The organism is Amycolatopsis sp. lyj-109 (assembly GCF_046548995.1).
In the GTDB taxonomy this organism is placed as follows: Bacteria; Actinomycetota; Actinomycetes; order Mycobacteriales; family Pseudonocardiaceae; genus Amycolatopsis.
On record NZ_JAJPWR010000042.1, the window covers coordinates 18,882 to 37,135 of the forward strand.

The window sequence follows — 18,254 nt, forward strand, 5'->3', positions numbered from 1 at the left end:
CCCGGTGGGCGGGCGCGTTACCGGCTGATCCGGGAATTCCGCCGGATGCGGACGGACTTCCGGAGGGGCCGGGAGCCGTCCGGCCCGGTCCGGGACGTTCGCCGGTTTCCCGGGAACGCCGAAGACCGGGCCGGTGGGAACCGGCCCGGTCTTCGGTCGGGACTCGTGCGGTGTGGTCAGGCCACGCGCTTCGTGCGGGTCTCGAGCAGGTCCTCCAGGGAGAACCGGGCGGCGCCGGCTTCGCCGAAGTCGACGGGGTCGGGGTTCTCGTGCAGGACGCCGTCGCTGCCGCCGGCGATGTTGACCCAGGCGTCGACGGCTTTGTGGGCGAATGCGTGGAACCACGCCTTGTCGGTCTGCGGGAGCCCCATTTCGAGCGGGGCGATCTCCTCGAGCGACGGAACGCGGGATTCGATGGTGGCTGACGTGTTCACAGTACCTCCAGGGAGTCGGGAAGCCGGGCTGTGTGCCGGGAAGGCTAGCTATCACACGGCGGGCCGCACATCCACCGAATGACGGGGAACTGTGATTCGCCGCCCGTTTCCCTGCTGAAGCCGGGTGATTCAAGGCACACGGCGAATGCGGTGAACACTTCTTGAACACGCTTGGCCCGTTGCTCGGTCCATGCCATCGTGGCGAAGGCGGCGGCCGATGGAAACGAACAACTCGCCGGTCGCCGAAGGGAAATCAAATCTCATTGTTTCCAAGAAAGGGAACCATGTCCGCGGTAACCCCGTCCCGGGTCGTCACCATCGCCGATGCCACCGATTTCGGCGCGAGCGGAACTTACCTCACCCCCGCGGTCGCGCCGACCCTGTGCGAAACCGCCGTGCTGGTCGCGGCGGTCAGTGCCGGCGCCGCGGTCACGGCCTGCGCCGGCTACGTCGCGAACGCCTGGGCCAACAACGTCGGCCACCGCCACGGGCACCACCGGTACCAGGAGGACGCGGAGGCCGTTCGCGGCGCCGGGGTCACCGGCGGTTCGCTTGCGGAATTGCTCGACGCGCGCGGCGCGCAATTCGGATTCACCGCGCAGCCGAGCGCTCCGGTTTCCTGCTACGCCGCGGCCGCGGCGACGGTGGCCGCGGGGGTCGTGACGGCGTTCGCGACCGGTGCGGCGCTCGTCACGGCCGCGCACCACTTCGGCGGCCACGGCCATTTCGGCGCCGACGCCGGAACCGGTGGTCCGGGAATCGGATCCGATTCGGTGGACGGCCTGATCGCCGCCCGGCTGGTCGCGCTTCCGGCGTGAGGACGACGCGGGTTCCGCGGCCCGCGGAACCCGCGTTTCCCGGATTCCCCCTTCCCGGATCGCGGTGCCCTCGATACGGGGAAGATTTTCCTGGCTTCGCGCAGTGAACGGCCGGTGGCCGGGGCCCTAGCGTGATGGCGCTCTCACCGCCGCTTTTCGAGAACAGGGGAATCCTGATGGCACCACCGAGGGAAGACGGGCCGGGCCTGTCCCGGACGCTCAGTTCCCGGCACCTGTCGATGATCGCCGTCGGCGGGGTGATCGGCGCCGGCCTGTTCGTCGGTTCCGGCCAGGCCATCGCCGACGCCGGGCCGGCCGTGCTGATCACCTACGCCCTCGCCGGCGTGCTGGTGATCCTCGTCATGCGCATGCTGGGGGAGATGGCGACCGCCGACCCGCGCACGGGGTCGTTCTCGGCCTACGCCGAGGAGGGCATCGGCCGCTGGGCGGGCTTCTCGGTGGGCTGGCTCTACTGGTGGTTCTGGGTGACCACGATCGGGGTCGAGGCCACGGCGGGCGCGGCCATCGTGCACCGCTGGATCCCGCTGCTGCCGCAGTGGGCGTGGGTGCTGGTGCTGATGGCGGTGCTCACCGTGACCAACCTGTTCTCGGTGAAGTCCTACGGCGAGTTCGAGTTCTGGTTCGCCTCGATCAAGGTCGCGGCGATCGTCGTGTTCGTCCTGCTCGGCCTCGCGGCGGTGCTGGGCGTGCTGCCCGGCGTCGAGGCGCCGGGACTGAGCAACCTCACCGGCCACGGCGGGTTCGCCCCGCACGGCGCGGGGCCGGTGTTCGCGGCGATCTTCGTGGTGGTCTTCTCCTTCTTCGGCGCGGAAATCGCGACGATCGCGGCCTCGGAGTCACCGGACCCGGTCGGCGCCGCACGCCGGGCCGTGCGCTCGATCATGTGGCGCATCCTGGTGTTCTACTTGGGTTCCATCGCCGTCGTGGTGACGCTGCTGCCCTACGACGACGCCAGCGTCGGCAAGAGCCCGTACGTCGCCGTGCTCGACCTGATCGGGTTGCCGGCGGCGGGGACCGTGATGGACGTGATCGTGCTGACGGCCGTGCTGTCGTGCCTGAACTCCGGCCTGTACACCGCGTCTCGGATGGCCTTCTCGCTGTCGGGCCGCGGCGACGCGCCACGCTCGTGGCGGCGGATCTCCACCGGCGGCGTACCCAGGACCGCGGTACTGGTGTCGACGGTCGTCGGGTTCGCCACGGTGGTGCTGAACTACTTCGTGCCGGAGGAGGTGTTCAGCTTCCTGCTCAACACCTCCGGCGCGCTGGCCGTGTTCATCTGGCTCGCGATCTCCGTGACGCAGCTGCGGATGCGGCGCCGGCTGGAAGCCGCGCACCCCGCCGGCCTGCCGCTGCGGATGTGGGGCTACCCGTACCTGACGTGGCTGGCCATCGTGGCGATGACCGGCCTGCTCGTGGCGATGGTCTTCTCGCCGTCCGGCCGGCCGCAGCTGCTGGCCAGCCTGGCGTTGACCGTGCTCGTGGTGGCGGTCGGCGTCACCCGGCAGGTACGGGCGAAGCGGGACGTTCCGGTCGGCGTGGGTTCCGAGTGACCGCCGATGCCGGAAAAAACCTTCGCCGATCGCCATTCCCATTTCGTTGTTTCGGTGGATGTCACGGCGAATTCGGCACCTTAATCTCGGTGCCATGAACGAAATCAACTCTGCTGACACCGCCGTTGCCCGTTACCTGACCGGCCTGCCGTCGACGCTCGGCCCGCTCGAGTTCACCGCCGCGGAGGACCCGACCACCTGCTGCATCAACCTCCTGCGGGCCGTGGCCGCCGCCGAGGAGGCGACCCAGACGGCGCGGGCCGCCAACCTTGCGGACCAGGCGTACCGCCGGGCCTTCGGCCACGGCTACCACCCCGGGGTGCCGGCCGTCGAGGTCGCCTCGCCGGGTGACATGTCCGCCCGGCAGCTGATCAACGCGATCATCAACCGCTGACCTCCGGGACTTTCCCGGCCGATTTCCACAAGTGAAATGGATGTAGTGAACGTGACCCGCATCGAAGAATTCGCGAACGTCCAGGCGCCGGTCGCCGCGCTGGAGGTGCCGTCGGTCGTCCAGCCGATCGGCTGCACCCTCGACGCCGCGTTCCACGCGGCCATGGCCGCCTTCAACGCGACGAAGGCCGTCGACTACCAGGTCGCGGCCAAGTTCGCGCGGGTGGCCGTCCACCACGGTGGCTTCGCGAAGGCGGACCGGAACCTTTCCGCGGCGCTCGGCGAAGACCTGTCGAACGAGCAGCTGCTCGCGGTCCGGAGCGATCTGGTCTGAGTACTGACGAAGAAGCCGCACCGGGGGCTGTCCCCGGTGCGGCTTCTTCGTGCGTGCGCTCAGCCGCCCGCGGGCAGGCCCGTCCAGGCTTCGGTCAGGCTCAGCGGGCGCATCGACAGCGTGTACTCGTAGGTGGTGTCCGCCGCCACCTGGCTCTTCTCCCGCACCGGGTTCGGCGTGTCGCCCACGCCGGTGGCCGCGTGATCGGCGTGCAGCGTGAACCAGCCCGGGTTCCGCTGCAGCTGGAACGGGTAGGCCGCCCGGTCCAGGTCGTCGTACGGCGTGACGCTGACGTCCCGCATCCCGCTGACGAGCAGCCCCGAGAGGCGGCCGTCGGTCAGCAGGGCCCAGCGGGCGTCGGTGTGGTTGCCGTGGTCCTGCGGACGGTGGTAGTCCGTGTACTGCTCGTCCACAGTGGACCGATTTACCGCGATCGGCGTGCCGTCCTTGCGGTCGGCGTAGCTTTCGGCGGTCCGGCCGTACCACGCGAACTGCTTGAAGCTGTCCGGGACGCCCAGGGACACCCCGATGCGCGGCAGGTAGTTCAGCGTGCGCACGCTGCCCTGCGGCGTCACCTTGTGGCCGAGGCGCAGCACGCCCGCCGAGTCCACTGTGTACGTCATGGTCTGGTCGAACCACGCGCCCGCCACGTCCGGCGCGGCCACCCGGCTGTCCACCACGACGCTGACGCTGCCGCCCGGGCGCTCGACGCGGACCCCGGTGACCGTGGTCTGCAGGCGGTCGAGCCCCAGCTTGCGCCAGTCCTCGCCCTCGGCCCGGCCCCAGGCGAACGTCTCGTTGCTGATCGGGGCGCGCCACGCGTCGAGCTTCGGCCCGCTCGCCAGCAGCTCCTTGCCCCACGACTGCATCGACGACAGCGTCCCGGTGCGCTTGTCCACCCGGTAGTTGACCGGGCCGGCCTGCGCGGTGACCGCGTCCGTGCTCTCCCGCGCCGTCACCAGGCCCCAGTCGAGCGGCGCCTTGTCGAGGCCGGGCACCCGCGTGCCGCCGAGCGGGAACTGGTCGTGCGCCAGGACGTGCCCCGCGGGCAGCATCGGCCCCGGTGTCTTGACGACGGCCTCGACCGTGAGGAAGCGCTCTCGGTCACCGGCCTTGGCCGGCAACGGGATCCGGCCGGTGGTCGCCGCCGCCACGCGCAGGGGCTGTTCGCCGCTCTTGATCGTCTTCGAGCCTTCGGTGACCCGCCACCGCAGGTTCAGCTCGGCGGTGTCGCTGAACTGGCGTTCGTTCGTCACCGACAGCACGCCGTCGGCGTAGGCGAACCGCAGGGGCTGGTGTGCCCACGCCAGCTGCGTGGTTTCCGGCTGCGGCTTGCGGTCCGAACCGATCAGGCCGTCCACTCCGGACAGGCTGGAGCCGTAGGACAGGTACGTCCCGCGCTCGGTCACGCTGTCGAAGTCGAGGGCCAGCAGCGCGCCCGGCGCCGGTGCCGGCCCCGCGAGCTCCGCCGGGGTGAGGGCGCGGTCGTGGATGCGGACGTCGTCCACCACGCCCCGGCCCAGCCAGCCGATGGTCGACGGGTCGTTCCACGACGTCTCGAAGTCGCGTCCGATGTTCACCTCGGCCGACGACGCGTCTATCGGGCCGCTGAACGCCTTCTGCGCAACCTCGCGGCCGTCGATGTACAGCCGCAGCGCAGCGCCGTCGTAGGTGCCGCTGACCCGGTGCCAGGTGCCGTAGAAGTCGGCCGGCACCGGGGCCTGCACCGGGATCCACGTGCCGCTGTGGACGAAGAACTCGAGCGTCTTCTCGTTCTTCATCTTCAGCGAGTACTGGTGGTCGCCCTTGGTGATGATCGGGAACTCGCCGGTCCACTTGCCCGGCTTGACCCAGGCGTCCAGGGTCAGCGCGGTGCCGGTGAGGTCCAGCCTGCGGTTGCGGTAGACCTCGGCGAAGTCGTCCAAACCGGACAGCTCGAGAGCCTTGCCGCGGTGGCCGTCGACGAGCTTCGACAACCCGGAGAGGTGGGTGGCGATGCCGTGCCCGGACACGTCCGGGACCGTGCGGACCGGCTCCCGGAGGTTCTGCTCGGCCCAGTCCCAGATGAACCCGCCCTGGGTCTGCGGGTTCGCCCGGATGATGTCCCAGAACTCGCGGAAGTTGCCGAGACTGTTGCCCATCGCGTGCGCGTACTCGCCGAAGATCAGCGGTTTCGTGGTCTTCTTCGCCTGGTCGGCGAACTTCTCCGGCGACGGGTACCGCGGGCCCCAGACGTCGGCGAAGGGCGCGTCGCCGTCGGGGTTGTTCGACTGGTGGTAGATCGGGCGCGTCGGGTCGTTGGCCCGCAGCCAGTCCGCCATCGCGTAGTGGTGGGCGCCGAGACCGGCTTCGTTGCCGGTGTCCCAGAGGAAGACGCTGGGGTGGTTCTTGTCGCGTTCCACCATGCCGACCAGCCGGTCGAGGAACGCGTCCCGCCACTCGGGCTGGTTGGCCTGGCACCAGTTCGCGCAGTTCTCGTGGTTGTGCGTCTCGATGTCGACCTCGTCGTCGATCCAGAGGCCGTTTTCGTCCGCCAGCCGGTAGAAGTACGGGTCGGACGGGTAGTGCGACGTGCGGACGGCGTTGACGTTGAGCTGCTCCATCAGCGCCACGTCGCGCTCCTGCGCCTTGCGTGGCACGTACCGGCCGTGGTCGGGATCGGTTTCGGCGCGGTTGACGCCCTTGAACAGCACGCGCTTGCCGTTGACCAGCAGCTGCCGGTCGCGGATCTCGATCTCGCGGAAGCCCACGGTCTCGCGGGTGATGTGGGTGGTCCGGCCGTCCGGGCCGGCGAGGGTCAGCACGGTGGTGTAGAGGTTCGGCGTCTCGTCGGTCCACTTGGCGGGGTTGCGGACGGGCAGGGTGAGGGTGACCGCGGCGCCGGTGTCACCCACCTCGACGTCCTGGGTGGTGGCGCCGACCTCCTTGCCGGCGGCGTTCCGGAGGCTGAGCCCGACGGTGTGCTTCCCGCTGGTGCCGCCCGGTTTGCGGGCGACCTCGACGGCGGCGGACAGGACGGCGTCGGTGTAGGTGGCATCGAGGTCGGTCCGGAGCGTGACGTCCTGGACGTGGGTGGCGGGCGTGGACGTCAGCGTCACGGACCGGAAGATGCCCGCGTACCGCCACTGGTCGTAGTCTTCGAGGTAGGCGCCCGCGCTCCAGCGGTGCACCTGGACGGCGAGCCGGTTGGGGCCGGGCCGCAGCGCGGCGGAGATGTCGAATTCCGCGGGGGTGTAGCCGCCCTGGTCGTAGCCGATGTATTGGCCGTTGACCCAGACGAAGTAGGCCGACGTCACGCCGTCGAAGCGCAGGGCCGTGCGCCGCGGCGCCCAGTCGGCGGGCAGGTCGAAGTCGCGGGTGTAGGCCGCGGTCGGGTTGACGTCCCGGGGCACCTTCGGCGGTGCGTCCGGCTGGATCTCGGTGGCGATGTTGCGGAAGACGGGGTGGTCGAGGCCGTCGGTCTGCCAGGTGTGCGGCACGGAGACTTCGCGCCAGCCCGACGTGTCATACCCGGCGGCGTGGAAGCCCGGGGGGACCTGGGCGGGGTTGTCCGCCATGGCGATCCGCCACTTGCCGTCGAGCGTCTTCGTGAACGGCGTGCGTTCCCGCCCCCGGACGGCGGACTCGACGTCGGCGTGCGGAGCGAGGAACGCATGCGGCGGCTCCTGGCCTTCGCCGACCTTCCGCGGGTCTTCGAGGTAGGAGTAGACGTCGTCAGGCGGTGCGGCCGCCGCGTCGCCCGGCCCGGCGGGCACCAGCATCCCCGCGAGAGCCAACAGAACCACACTCAGAGCGCGCAGCCGCACGGGAGGAACCTCCATGTTCCGACAAGATCCGGGCAGAACCCAACAAAATGGAACAGGACGGGCCAAGCAAGGTCAATAGGACATTCGTGCGGAACCAGGCATCACGCGTGCTTGAAGGGGCATCACACGTGATTGCAGGGCCATCACCGTGATGCCCCTCCAATCACGCGTGTCGACCCCTCAATCACGCGAGTCGACCCTTCAATCACGCGTGATGCCTGCTCAATCACGGGTGATGCCTCGCAAAGGCGGGCAAGGGGACTTCGGCGGAGATGCCGTCGGGCCAGGTGAGGGTGGTGTGGCGGCCGTCCGCGGCGACCGAGAGGGACGGATCGGCATCGTCCGGGCCGCCGCGGTCCAGGATCACCACGGCGGCGTACACGGCTCCCGGCTCCGGTGGCCCCTCGGTGGCGACGAACGGGATCGCGGTCCACTCGCCCAGGGGAGAGGCACCGGACTCGACCGCCACGTCCGCCGTGGTGAAGCCGCGCAGCGGACGCACCTCCGACCGCAGCTCCGGGGTCCGTGCGGACGCCGCCCCGGTTTCCGGCGGTGTGCCGCCCGCGACCGGCCATCCGCTCAGCCGCAGTGACCGGACCGCATCGACCGGGCCGTCGACGCGCGCGAGCCGCACCTCGACGCCGTTCCGCACCACGGACGCCACCGTCAGCACCGGTCCCGGCACCACCGGCCCGCTCCGGCCGGAGCCGTGGTCGGGCGAGTCGTCGGCGGACGTGTCGACCCACCGGACCCGCCCCTGGGACGCGGCCGCCAGCACCCCGCCCGGCAGCTCGGTCGCGTAGCATGTCGAGAACCCCGCCCGGTGGCTCGCCCGGCCGTCGGCGTCCAGCACGTACACCGCGTTGTCGGGTAAGGAACCGAGCGGCGGGAACGTCGCCGTGGAGTACCCGAGCCGGGCGTAGAGCGGCGAATCGGACCGCGGGTCGCCGGGGCGCGCGTGGTCCGTGCCGTGGTTGACCACCAGGGCGATCCCGTCGCGACGCCGTCCCGAGATCAGCCAGCCGGGCGCGGCGACGACCCGGGCGACGTCCCCGGTCTCGATCGGCAACGGCTCCTCGACGTCCGTCCACACGGGATGGTGCGCGGGCAGGGCCAGCCCCAGCAGGCCCTTGGCCGCCCAGTACGGCGAACCAGGCCCGGAGTACGCCTGGCGCATCGCGGGCCAGGCGTGGTGCCAGCCGAGACTGAGCAGACCGTCGGAAGCACCGAAGTGCCGGACCATCCCGCCCGCCACCCGGCGCGTCAAGCCGGGGGACAGCCCGGACGTCCCGGTCAGCGCGCCCACCCAGAACGGCGCCGCGGCCGCGAAGCGGTAGACCAGGCTGCGGCCCTGCAGCAGCGGCGAGCCGTCGCTGCCCACCAGCCGGACGGCGTCGTCGAGGTACTCCCGCAGGTCCGTGCCCCACTGATGTCGCAGCGAGCCCGGGCACAGGGAACCGGTGACGTCGAAGAAGTGCGTCCACAGCAGCGGGTACAGGTGCAGGGCCCAGCCCGTGTAGTGGTCGTAGGCGCGCTCGTCGCCGTCGCTGAGCCAGCCGCCCGGCCGCCGCAGCGACGCGTGCACGGCGAGGTCCTCCTCGACGTCGGCGGCCGACCACGGGCCGCCCGCTTCGCGCAGGAAGGACTCCACGACGATCCGGAACCACACCCAGTTGATCGGCGGGTAGGGCTGCCCGATCACCGTCGCGAGCCAGGCGACGACCCGGTCGCGGACGGCGTCGTCGAGGCGGTCCCACAGCCACGGCCGGGTCAGCTGCAGCACCAGCGCGATCGACGCGGCCTCCACTTTGGACTGACCGAGCTCGTCGGGCCGCGGCCACGCCTCGGGCGACGCCGGATCGGTGCCGGCGGCCAGCCCGCGCGCGTAGTGTTCGAGGTACCCGCCGGGATCCGCGCCGCCCTCCCCGGCGACGCGGAAACCGGCGATCAGGAACGTCCGCGCGAACCCCTCCAGGCCGTCCGAGGTCCGGCCGTTGCGGCTGGGCGGGCCGGGCAGGTCGATCCGGGCGCCCGTCGGGGACCGGTACTTCCCCGTCGCCGCGAGCAGCCGGTCGGCGTAGGCCGTCCAGTGCCCGCGGGTCCAGCCGGTGTACGGCGAGAGCCGCCGGTCCTCGACGGCGGTCATGCCTGCACGGCCAGGGAGTGCCGGGTCACCGGGGCTCGGGGCGGCAGACCGGCGGCGTACCGCTCGAGCTCGCCCAGCGCCTCGGCGCTCATCCGGCGGGTCTCCGAGCCCAGCGAACCCGCGATGTGCGGCGTCAGCACCACGTTGGGCAGGTCGTAGAGCGGGGACCCGGCGGGCAGCGGCTCCGGCTCGGTGACGTCGAGGACGGCGTGCAGGCCGCCGGCGGCGCAGGCGTGTTCGAGGGCCGCCGTGTCGACGAGCGCGCCCCGCGCGGTGTTGATCAGCACGGCACCGGACGGTAGCGCGGCCAGCTCGGCGGCGCCGATCATGTGCCGCGTCTCCGGCAGCGACGGCGCGTGCAGGCTCAGCACGTCCGCCTGGGGCAGGGCTTCGGCCAGGGAAGCGGGCTCGGCCCCGGCCGCCCGGATCTCGCTCGCGTCGGCCACCGGGTCGACGACGAGCACCCGGGCCAGGTCCAGCAGCCGCAGCAGCGCGGCGACCCGGCGGCCGACGCGGGAAAAGCCGACCAGCACCACCGTCCGGTCCCGGCCGGACAGTTCGCCCCGCTGGTCGCGGTAGCCCCAGTCCTCCCGGGCCGTCCGGGCGTCGGTGGCCAGGAACGGCACCTTCTTGAACGCCCACAGGATCGCGCCCAGGGTGTACTGGGCGACCGGCTCGGCGTTGGCGTCGGCGGCCGTGGTGACCAGCAGGCCCCGGTCGAAGACCGCCCCGCCGACGTGGTCGCGGACGCTGCCGGCCGCGTGCAGCACCGCCCGCAGGTGCGGCGCGGCCCGCAGGACCTCGTCGTCGAGCGGGGGACAGCCCCACGACGTGATCAGCACCTCCACCTCGGCCAGCCGCGCGCGCACCGGCGCCGAGGCGAGTTCGTCGGTGCACAGCGGCTCGCCCAGCCGGGCCGTGGTGCGCAGCCGGGCCAGTTCGGCGGCGCCGAACTGCAGTTCCATCGTGTCCCGCGCCATCACCAGCAGGGTCTCCGGGCGGCGCGTCACTTGACGCTGCCCGCCGCCAGCCCGGACCGCCATTGCCGGTGCAGCAGCACGAACGCGACGACCAGCGGCAGCACGGCGAGCAGCGAGCCGGTGATGACGAGCGGGTTGTACTGCGGGAACTGGGTCACGCGCGTACTCCACTGGTACAGGCCGAGGCTCATCGGGAACAGCTTCGGGTCGGTGAGCATCACCAGCGGCAGGAAGAAGTTGTTCCAGATCCCGACGAACTGGAACAGGAAGACGGTGACCAGCCCGGGCCGCATCATCGGCAGCGCGATGGTGAAGAACGTCCGCAGCTCGCCCGCACCGTCGGTCCGGGCGGCTTCGAGCACCTCGCCGGGCACCGCGGCGTCGGCGTAGACGCGGGCGAGGTAGACGCCGAAGGGGTTGGTCAGCAACGGGATGAACACCGCCCAGAACGTGCCGACGACCTCCAGTTGCGACGCCAGCAGGTACAGCGGCAGGGCCAGTGCGGTCGTCGGCACGAGGACCCCGGCCAGCGTCATCGCGAACAGCGCGCGGCGGCCCGGGAAGTCGAGCTTCGCGATCGCGTACCCGCAGGCGGCGCAGATCAGCGAGCCGAGCACCGCGCCGAGGCCGGCGTAGAGCAGCGAGTTGCGGATCCAGGCGAGGAAGACGCCGTTCTCCTGGGTGAACAGCGCACCGAGGTTGGCACCCAGGTTGAACTGGCCGAACTCGAACGCCCCGGTCGTGGAGAAGTCGCCGACGGACTTGGTGGCCGAGGTGACCAGCCAGACCAGCGGCAGGACCGCGTACAGCGCGGCCAGCACCAGCAGGACGTGCACGACCGTGCGTGACGTCCATCGCGAAGCGGTGGGGGACAAGGTCACCGGGACCTCCGGTTGGACAGGCGCATGACGAGCGCCGAGAGCAGGGCGGAAACCAGGGCCAGCAGCACGGACGCGGCGGCGGCGCGGCCGTAGTCGTTGGCGATGAAGGCGGCCTCGTACACGTAGAGGCTCGGGGACCAGGTGCTCGTCACCGAGCCGGTGAACCCGCGCAGCACCAGGGGTTCGGTGAACAGCTGCAGGGACCCGATGACGGTGAACACGAGGGCGACGAACATGGTCGGCCGGATCATCGGGATCTTGACCGACCAGGCCGTCCGGAATCCCCCGGCGCCGTCGGCGCGTGCGGCCTCGAGGACGTCACGCGGGACGGCCTGCAGCGCGGTGTAGAAGATGATCATGTTGTAGCCGACCCACTGCCAGGTCGCGATGTTCACGATCGAGGGCAGGATGCCGGTCTTGCCCAGCGGGTCGAACGGCAGGAGCGCGGTCAGCCCCGAGTTCGGGCTGTAGAGGTAGGCCCAGATGAGGCCGGTGATCACGGTCGGCACCGCGTAGGGCAGGAAGACGGCCAGGGACCACACGCGCTTGAGCCGCACGACGGCGGAGTCGATCAGCAGGGCGAGCAGGAGCGCCAGGCCGAGCATGATCGGGATGTGGACCACGACGAACAGGGCCACGTTGCCGAGGCTTGCGTGGAACGCGCTGTCGGTGAGCACGTCGGCGTAGTTGCCGAGCGCGACGAACGCCTGGCGCGGTCCGGAGAAACCCAGGCCGGACAGGCGGTCGGTGAACAGGCTCAGGTAGAGCGCGTACCCGATGGGCACGAGCACGGTCGCGGTCAGCAGGATCGCGAACGGCGCCGCCAGCACGAGGCCGGCGCGGCCGCGGCCACGGCGGCCCGGCACCGGCGCACCGGGACGGGCCGGTGCCGGCACGCCCGCGGCGCGTTCCGGGGTGAGGACGGTCATCAGGCTTTCCCTTCCAGCACGGTCAATCCCCGCTCGCGCAGCTCGGCGACGGCGCCGGCCTGCGTCTGCCGGACGGCGGTGGCCAGGGTCGTGCCGCCCGTCTTCACCCCGCCCATCCGGTCGACGACGGTGGAGAACGTCCGCAGCGCGTTGGGGCCCCACGTCCAGTCCGGGACGCGCCGGGCGGCCTCGTCGAGCACGTCGTACACCGGGTCGCCGAGGAAGTACCCGCCCTTGTACGCCTTCCGGGCCACGTCCCGGCTCGGCAGGTAGCCGGGGAACGGGGTGGTGAAGGTGGTGCCGATCTTCGCGACGGCCGGGTCCGTGCTCAGCCAGCGCAGGAACTTCACGGCGGCGCCGGGCACCTTGCTTTCGGCGGAGACGGCGAACGCGCTGCCGCCCTGGACGCCGTTGGCCGGGGCGCCGTCCCAGGTCGGCATCGTGGTGACCGCCCACCGGCCCTTGTCCTGCGGGATGGACTTCACCAGCGAACCGACGCTCCAGGACGCGCCGAGCAGGCCCCACAGCCGGCCGGTGTGCATCGCCCCGATCCAGTCCTGATCACCGGTCGGTGCGGTGGCGACCAGGCCGTCCCGGATCATGCCCTGCCAGTAGTCGGCGGTGCGGAGCGTGCCCGCGCCGTCGATGTTCAGCCGCCACGAGCCGCCGTCGACCCGCCACCAGGGATCGCCCGCCTGCCAGCACATCCCGGCGAAGAACGAGCCGTCGTTGAGCGGGAACGTCGTCACGCGCGCCGCCGGGTCGGCCTGCTTCACGGCCTGCGCGGCGGCGCGGAACTCGTCCCACGTGCGCGGCACCGCGATCCCGTGCCGGTCGAAGAGGTCCTTGCGGTAGTAGAGCACCATCGGGGCGAGGTCCATCGGGACCGCCCAGGTGCGGCCGCCGGGCCGGACGCCCTGCCAGGCCGCGGGGGAGTAGCCGCGCTCGAGGTCCGCGAGGTCGTCGGTGAGGTCCCGCAGCCCGCCCGTGGTGAGCAGTTGCGGCAGGCCCTGGTATTCCGCGTGCAGGATGTCCGGGGCGTTGTGCGCGCGCAGGGCGTTGGTCTGCTGGGCGTAGCCGCCCTTGAGGCCGGCCGCGATCACGTTGAGCTCCACCACGGTGTCCGGGTGCGCGGCGTTGAACCCGGCGACGTACTTGTCCATGCCGGTGAGCCACGACCAGATGCGCACGCGGGTGGCGCCGGAAGCCGTGGTCGTCGACGACGCGCAGCCGCCGAGCAGCCCGCCGGCCGCGAGTCCGGCCGTGGCCGAAAGGAACGTCCGGCGGTTCAGTTCCGCCGATTCCCGAAGCGTCATTGCTCCTCCGTCGAAGTGATGGCTGTCACTGTCGGGCTGTGTCATAGTTCGAGTCAACAAATCGGGTCAAATACGATCACAACCGATCAGAACCGAAGGAACGCTGTGGTGCTGCGCGCGCTCTTCGACGGCCATCCGGTCGAGCGGCCTGCCTTCCCGGACGTCGGCGACCGGGCGGTGTGGGACGCGGCCGACGGCGCCGCGCTGCTCGCCGACGCCCGCGCCGTGCTCGCGCGGCCGGCACCCGTCCTGACGGCCACGGCGTGGGCCCGGACGTTCCGCGACGGCGTCCGGACCGACTACGAAGACGCCGCTCGCGAGCTGCGCGACCGCGTCACCACGCTGGTGCTGGCCGCCGTGCTGACCGGCGAGACGCCCCCGGGCGAGGTGCCGTTCCTGGACGGCGCGATCGACGGGCTGGTCGCGCTGGCCGAGACGACCACCTGGTGCTGGGCACCCCACGACCGGCACGCGGCCGCGCGCGGGGAGGTGCTGGCCGACCCCGGCGAACCCTTCCTCGACCTGGGCGCGGCCGAGGTCGCGTCGCTGTTCGCCTGGGCCGATCAGGTCCTCGGCCCGCACCTCGACCTCCATGCCCCAGGCTTGCGCAAGCGGCTGCGCCGCGAGGTCGGGCTCCGCGTCCTGACGCCGTTCGAGCGCGTCCGCGACTGGCACTGGCTCGGCCTGGACGGCGATGCGCACAACTGGAACCCGTGGATCCACAGCGCCGTCCTCACGGCCGCGTTGCTGCTCGTCGACGACGAAGAACGGCGCGGGCGGCTGGTGCGGCTGGTCGTCGAAGGTCTCGACCTCTACCTGGCCGTGCTGCCCGACGACGGCGGCATCGACGAGGGCGTCGCCTACTGGTGGCACGGCGCCTGCCGCCTGCTCGAGTGCCTCGACCTGCTGGCCGCCGCGACCGGCGTCGACGCGCGGGACCTCCCGGTGCTGGCGCCGCTGATCCGCTTCCCGCACCGGATGCACCTGGGCGGCGACGCCTACGTCAACGCCGGAGACGCGCCGGCCCGGCTACCTCTGGCCCAGCCGTGGCACGTGCTGCACCGGTGGGGCGAGCTGCTCGGCGACGACGACGTCCGGGCGCATGCGGTGAGCCAGGCGCGCGCGGGCGGGCGGCTCGGGTGGCCGTCGGCCGGGCTGGGCCGCGCCCTGGCCGGCCTGGCCGACCCGGGCTGGCGGACGGCGTTCGCGGGAGACCCGCGCGGAACCTGGCTGGCCCGCGAAGAATGGCTGCCCCGGGTCCAGGTGCTCGTGGCCCGGGAGACGGCGGGCACGCCGCGCGGGCTGACCCTGGCGGTCAAGGCCGGGCACAACGGCGAGCGGCACAACCACCTCGACGTCGGGTCCTACTGGGTGGCGGTCGAGGGGGTGCCGGTGGTGGCCGACGCCGGCCAGCCGACCTACACCGCGGCCAGCTTCGGGCCGGACCGGTACCGGGCCTGGGCGCTGCGCAGCGAGTGGCACAACGTCCCCGAGCCCGGCGTCACGCAGGAACCGGGGGAGGCGTTCGGGGCGCGGGACGTCCGGGTCGAGCTCACCGCGGCCGCGGCCACGCTGACCGCGGACCTCGCCGGGGCCTACCCGTGCGTGCCGCGCTGGATCCGTTCGGTGCGGCTGGTCCGCGCCGCTCCCGCGCACGTCCTGGTGGCGGACGACGACAGCGTCCGGCCCGTCCGGCTCCGGCACGTCCTCGCCGGTGACGTCGAGCTGGGCGACGGCGAAGCGTTCGTGTCACTGGCCGGCCGGCGGGTGCTGCGGCTGAGCTGGGATTCCCGGTGGACCACGGCGGAACTCGAGCGGCGCCCGCTGGACGATCCCCTGCTGCGGGCGTCCTGGGGCAGGCACCTCAGCCGGCTCACCCTGCTGGTGCGCGAGGGCCCGGCGCGGGTCCGGCTGGAGCAGGTCCGGTGATGCTCGCCTCCGAACGCCACCAGCTGATCCTTTCGCTGGTGCGCGAACACGGCGCGGTCCGGCTCACCGAGCTGGTGGAGCGGCTGGGCGTCACCGCGGTCACCGTGCGCCGCGACGTCACCGAGCTGGCCGACCGCGGGCTGCTGACGCGGGTGCACGGCGGGGTCACGCTGACCCGGCCCCGCGGCGGCCATCCCGAGCCCGGGCGCGCCGCTTCGGCGTTCGGCCCGGCCGCGCACGGCGCGCTGGTCGGCATGGTCGCGCCGTCGGTGGAGTACTACTGGCCGACGGTGATCCAGGGCGCACAGGCCACGGTGGCCGCGGCGGGCGGCCGGCTGGTCCTGCGCGCGTCCAGCTACGACGCCGCCGAGGACCGCCGTCAGGTCAGCAGGCTCCTCGAACGGGGCGTGCAGACGCTGCTGGTCGCGCCGGCCACCAGCGGGCGCGGTGCGCTGGACCTGCTGCGCTGGCTGGGGTCGTTGAGCGTCCCGGTGGTGCTCGTCGAACGCCTGCCGCCGCCGGAACTGCCCACGCTGGCCCTGGACGCGGTCACCACGGCCCACGCGCTCGGCGCGGGACTCGCCGTCCGGCACCTGGTTTCCCTGGGCCACCGCGCGGTCGGGCTGGTCACGTCCCGGTCCAGCCCGACGAGCCGCGCGCTCCGCACCGGCTGGCGCGAGACGATCGGCTCCCTGGGGCTGGACGCCGGGGCGGCGCTGGACCTCGACGTCCCGGTCTACGGCTCGCCGGGGTGGGCGGGGGAGTACGACGCCCTGCTGGAGCGCTGCCGGCGGGCCGGCGTCCGGGCGCTGCTCGTGCACGCCGACCGGGAGGCCATCGGCCTGATCGAACGGGCCCGCGACGGCGGCATCGCGGTGCCCGGCGAGCTGGCGGTGGTCTCCTACGACGACGAGGTCGCGGCGGCGTCGGACCCGCCGCTGACCGCGGTGTGCCCGCAGAAGCACCGGCTCGGCGCGGTGGCCGCCGAGCTCGCGCTGGCCCGGCTCGCCGACACGACCGAGCGGCCCGTGCACCGGCTGCAGCTCTGGCCGACGCTCGTGGTGCGCGAATCGTGCGGAAGCGCGGCAGAATCCCAGATCCGGTGAAATCGTCGAATTCAGCCGCGTGTCCCAGGGGGTACGGCCGAATGGCGGATCCGGTTGTGTCGAAGCGATAACGAGCGGATCGCGATCTCGGGATTTACAAGAAGTGGATCACCTCCTAGTCTCCGCGACGGGACATGCGACTCTTCGCATGTGGGGAAATCGGAGGTGGTTCGGTTGACGCGCCCGACGGCGCCTGTGGCCAGGCGGCAGGTTTCGGTTCATGAATTGATTCAGCGGGTGCGGGCGGAGAATTCCCCGCCGCCGGTGGCGGACCGCGTGGAACACCGCGTCCGCGCGTCCGTGGCGCTGGAAAAGGGCCTACCGCACCCCGACCGCCTGATGCGGTGGCTGGTCGCGGGGGCGGGAGTGGTGACCGCACTGAGTGCGTTCACGCTGATTTCGTTCGTGGTGCAGAACGATCCGGCGCCGCCGGTGCGCGCTCCGGAGGTGCCGGGCCCGATCACTTTCGCCGGCACGCGGACGGTCACCGAAACGGCGGACCCGCCGCCGGCAATTGTCTTTCACCCGCCTTACGGTTCGCAGTACGGCAGCTATTACGTGCCTTCGAAGTAGCGGGCCCATGCGCCCCAATGTGGCCTTGGTTGCGTCTGACGCACCCAAGGCGGCCTTCGGTGCGTCAGACGCACCGAAGGCCGCCTTGGGGCGCTTGGGTCAGGGAGTCGCGAGGCGGCGGAGGGCCGCGTGCGTCGTCACCGCCGTGCCGAGGGCGACGACGAGCACGGTGCCCGTCACCAGCACCCGGGACCGGGACCGGCCGCTCCGGGCGGGAATCGCCGCCAGGGGACGGGAAACCGCGAGATCGGTGAGGGCGCGCTCGGCCTCGGCCATCGACGGCCGGGCCGCCGGTTCCGGGTGCACGAGGTCCAGCACGGCGGCGAGGACCGGCCCGTGCGCCCGCGGCGGGACCGCGCTGCCGGGCACCCGCCCTTCGAGCGCGAAGTACAGCGTGGCGCCCAGGGAATAGACGTCCGCGGGGCACCCCGGGCTCACGCCGCCTGCCACCTCCGGGGCGGGGAAGCCACCGGTGCCCAGGCCGAAGCCCGCGATCTTGGCCGTTCCGGCCGGGGTGACCAGCACCTTGTCCGGGCCGAACCCGCGGTGGAGGATGCCCTCGGCGTGCGCGGCCGTCAGCGCCGAAGCCAATTGCACGCCGAGCGCCGCGACCCGGTCCGGCGGGAAGCTGCCGCGCCGCTCGACCAGCTCGGCCAGGGTGCCGGCCGTCAGGTCTTCGGTCACCACGTACGGCGTCAGGTCGAGTTCGAAGACGTCGTGCACGACGACCACGTTCGGATGGTGCAGCCGGACGGCCACCCGCGCGTCGCGGATCGCCCTGGCCCGGACGCGGTCGGAATGGGCCGCGTCGAATGGGCAGCCCGGTGGCAGCTGTTCGATGACGACGAACCGATCCAGCAATTCGTCCTTGGCCCGCCACGCCCGGCCGCCGGGATGGTGGCCGGCCGGTTCGAGCAGACGGTATCGCCCGGCCAATGCGCCCTTTTTCGCTGCCATCCGTAATCCCCTGTCGACGTCGACGAACCCTCGAAAGGAAATACGGCTGCGACGCGCTTCGGGTTCGGTCGCCGAGACCGA

General features: G+C 72.1%; 15 protein-coding genes. 7 read left to right on the forward strand and 8 right to left on the reverse strand.

Features of this window, described 5'->3' with window-relative positions:
• Nucleotides 1-176: 176 nt before the first annotated feature.
• Entirely contained in the window at nt 177-434 is a 258-nt protein-coding gene (locus ACLJQF_RS46575; RefSeq protein ID WP_410616927.1) for a hypothetical protein, read from the reverse strand.
• Between the two features lie 284 nt (nt 435-718).
• Between ACLJQF_RS46575 and ACLJQF_RS46580 the strand changes: the two genes are divergently transcribed.
• From ACLJQF_RS46580 to ACLJQF_RS46595, 4 genes are all read left to right on the forward strand, one after another.
• Complete coding sequence (locus tag ACLJQF_RS46580) at nt 719-1,252, forward strand: hypothetical protein (RefSeq protein WP_410616928.1); 534 nt, start codon at nt 719-721, stop codon at nt 1,250-1,252.
• 176 nt (nt 1,253-1,428) lie between these two features.
• Nucleotides 1,429-2,823, forward strand: a complete 1,395-nt coding sequence (locus ACLJQF_RS46585) for an amino acid permease (RefSeq protein WP_410616930.1) — start codon at nt 1,429-1,431, stop codon at nt 2,821-2,823.
• 94 nt (nt 2,824-2,917) lie between these two features.
• The gene (locus ACLJQF_RS46590) at nt 2,918-3,217 is read left to right on the forward strand and encodes a hypothetical protein (protein ID WP_410616932.1); all 300 of its coding nucleotides are present in this window, start codon (nt 2,918-2,920) and stop codon (nt 3,215-3,217) included.
• Nucleotides 3,218-3,268: 51 nt separating this feature from the next.
• On the forward strand, nt 3,269-3,550 hold the full coding sequence (locus tag ACLJQF_RS46595; RefSeq protein WP_410616933.1) for a hypothetical protein: 282 nt from the start codon (nt 3,269-3,271) through the stop codon (nt 3,548-3,550).
• A 59-nt stretch (nt 3,551-3,609) separates the two neighbouring features.
• Here ACLJQF_RS46595 and ACLJQF_RS46600 read toward each other — a convergent pair whose 3' ends face one another.
• The 6 genes from ACLJQF_RS46600 to ACLJQF_RS46625 form a co-directional block, all read right to left on the reverse strand.
• Nucleotides 3,610-7,335, reverse strand: a complete 3,726-nt coding sequence (locus tag ACLJQF_RS46600; protein WP_410616935.1) for a glycoside hydrolase family 2 TIM barrel-domain containing protein — start codon at nt 7,333-7,335, stop codon at nt 3,610-3,612.
• Nucleotides 7,336-7,582: 247 nt separating this feature from the next.
• Nucleotides 7,583-9,502 (reverse strand): DUF2264 domain-containing protein, encoded by a 1,920-nt coding sequence (locus ACLJQF_RS46605; RefSeq protein ID WP_410616936.1) that lies wholly within the window; start codon nt 9,500-9,502, stop codon nt 7,583-7,585.
• Complete coding sequence (locus tag ACLJQF_RS46610; protein WP_410616937.1) at nt 9,499-10,512, reverse strand: hydroxyacid dehydrogenase; 1,014 nt, start codon at nt 10,510-10,512, stop codon at nt 9,499-9,501. Before ACLJQF_RS46610 ends, ACLJQF_RS46605 begins: the two co-directional genes overlap by 4 nt.
• Nucleotides 10,509-11,318 (reverse strand): carbohydrate ABC transporter permease, encoded by an 810-nt coding sequence (locus ACLJQF_RS46615; protein WP_410616962.1) that lies wholly within the window; start codon nt 11,316-11,318, stop codon nt 10,509-10,511. The genes ACLJQF_RS46610 and ACLJQF_RS46615 overlap by 4 nt, the downstream gene beginning before the upstream one ends.
• 41 nt (nt 11,319-11,359) lie before the next feature.
• Nucleotides 11,360-12,292, reverse strand: coding sequence for a carbohydrate ABC transporter permease (locus ACLJQF_RS46620; protein ID WP_410616939.1), 933 nt, complete (start codon nt 12,290-12,292; stop codon nt 11,360-11,362).
• Nucleotides 12,292-13,608: an ABC transporter substrate-binding protein gene (locus ACLJQF_RS46625; protein WP_410616941.1), complete on the reverse strand. Its 1,317-nt coding sequence runs from the start codon at nt 13,606-13,608 to the stop codon at nt 12,292-12,294. The genes ACLJQF_RS46620 and ACLJQF_RS46625 overlap by 1 nt, the downstream gene beginning before the upstream one ends.
• A gap of 108 nt (nt 13,609-13,716) precedes the next feature.
• Here ACLJQF_RS46625 and ACLJQF_RS46630 point away from each other — a divergent pair, with 108 nt between their 5' ends.
• The 3 genes from ACLJQF_RS46630 (at nt 13,717) to ACLJQF_RS46640 (ending at nt 17,216) form a co-directional block, all read left to right on the forward strand.
• Nucleotides 13,717-15,537, forward strand: a complete 1,821-nt coding sequence (locus tag ACLJQF_RS46630; RefSeq protein WP_410616942.1) for a heparinase — start codon at nt 13,717-13,719, stop codon at nt 15,535-15,537.
• Nucleotides 15,537-16,643, forward strand: coding sequence for a substrate-binding domain-containing protein (locus tag ACLJQF_RS46635; RefSeq protein WP_410616943.1), 1,107 nt, complete (start codon nt 15,537-15,539; stop codon nt 16,641-16,643). The genes ACLJQF_RS46630 and ACLJQF_RS46635 overlap by 1 nt, the downstream gene beginning before the upstream one ends.
• A gap of 174 nt (nt 16,644-16,817) precedes the next feature.
• Nucleotides 16,818-17,216, forward strand: a complete 399-nt coding sequence (locus ACLJQF_RS46640; protein WP_410616944.1) for a hypothetical protein — start codon at nt 16,818-16,820, stop codon at nt 17,214-17,216.
• Between the two features lie 99 nt (nt 17,217-17,315).
• On the opposite strand, the gene ACLJQF_RS46645 is transcribed toward ACLJQF_RS46640, so the two are convergent.
• Nucleotides 17,316-18,173 carry a serine/threonine-protein kinase gene (locus ACLJQF_RS46645; protein ID WP_410616945.1) on the reverse strand — a complete coding sequence of 286 codons (858 nt, stop codon included), beginning with the start codon at nt 18,171-18,173 and terminating at the stop codon, nt 17,316-17,318.
• Between the last annotated feature and the right edge of the window lie 81 nt (nt 18,174-18,254).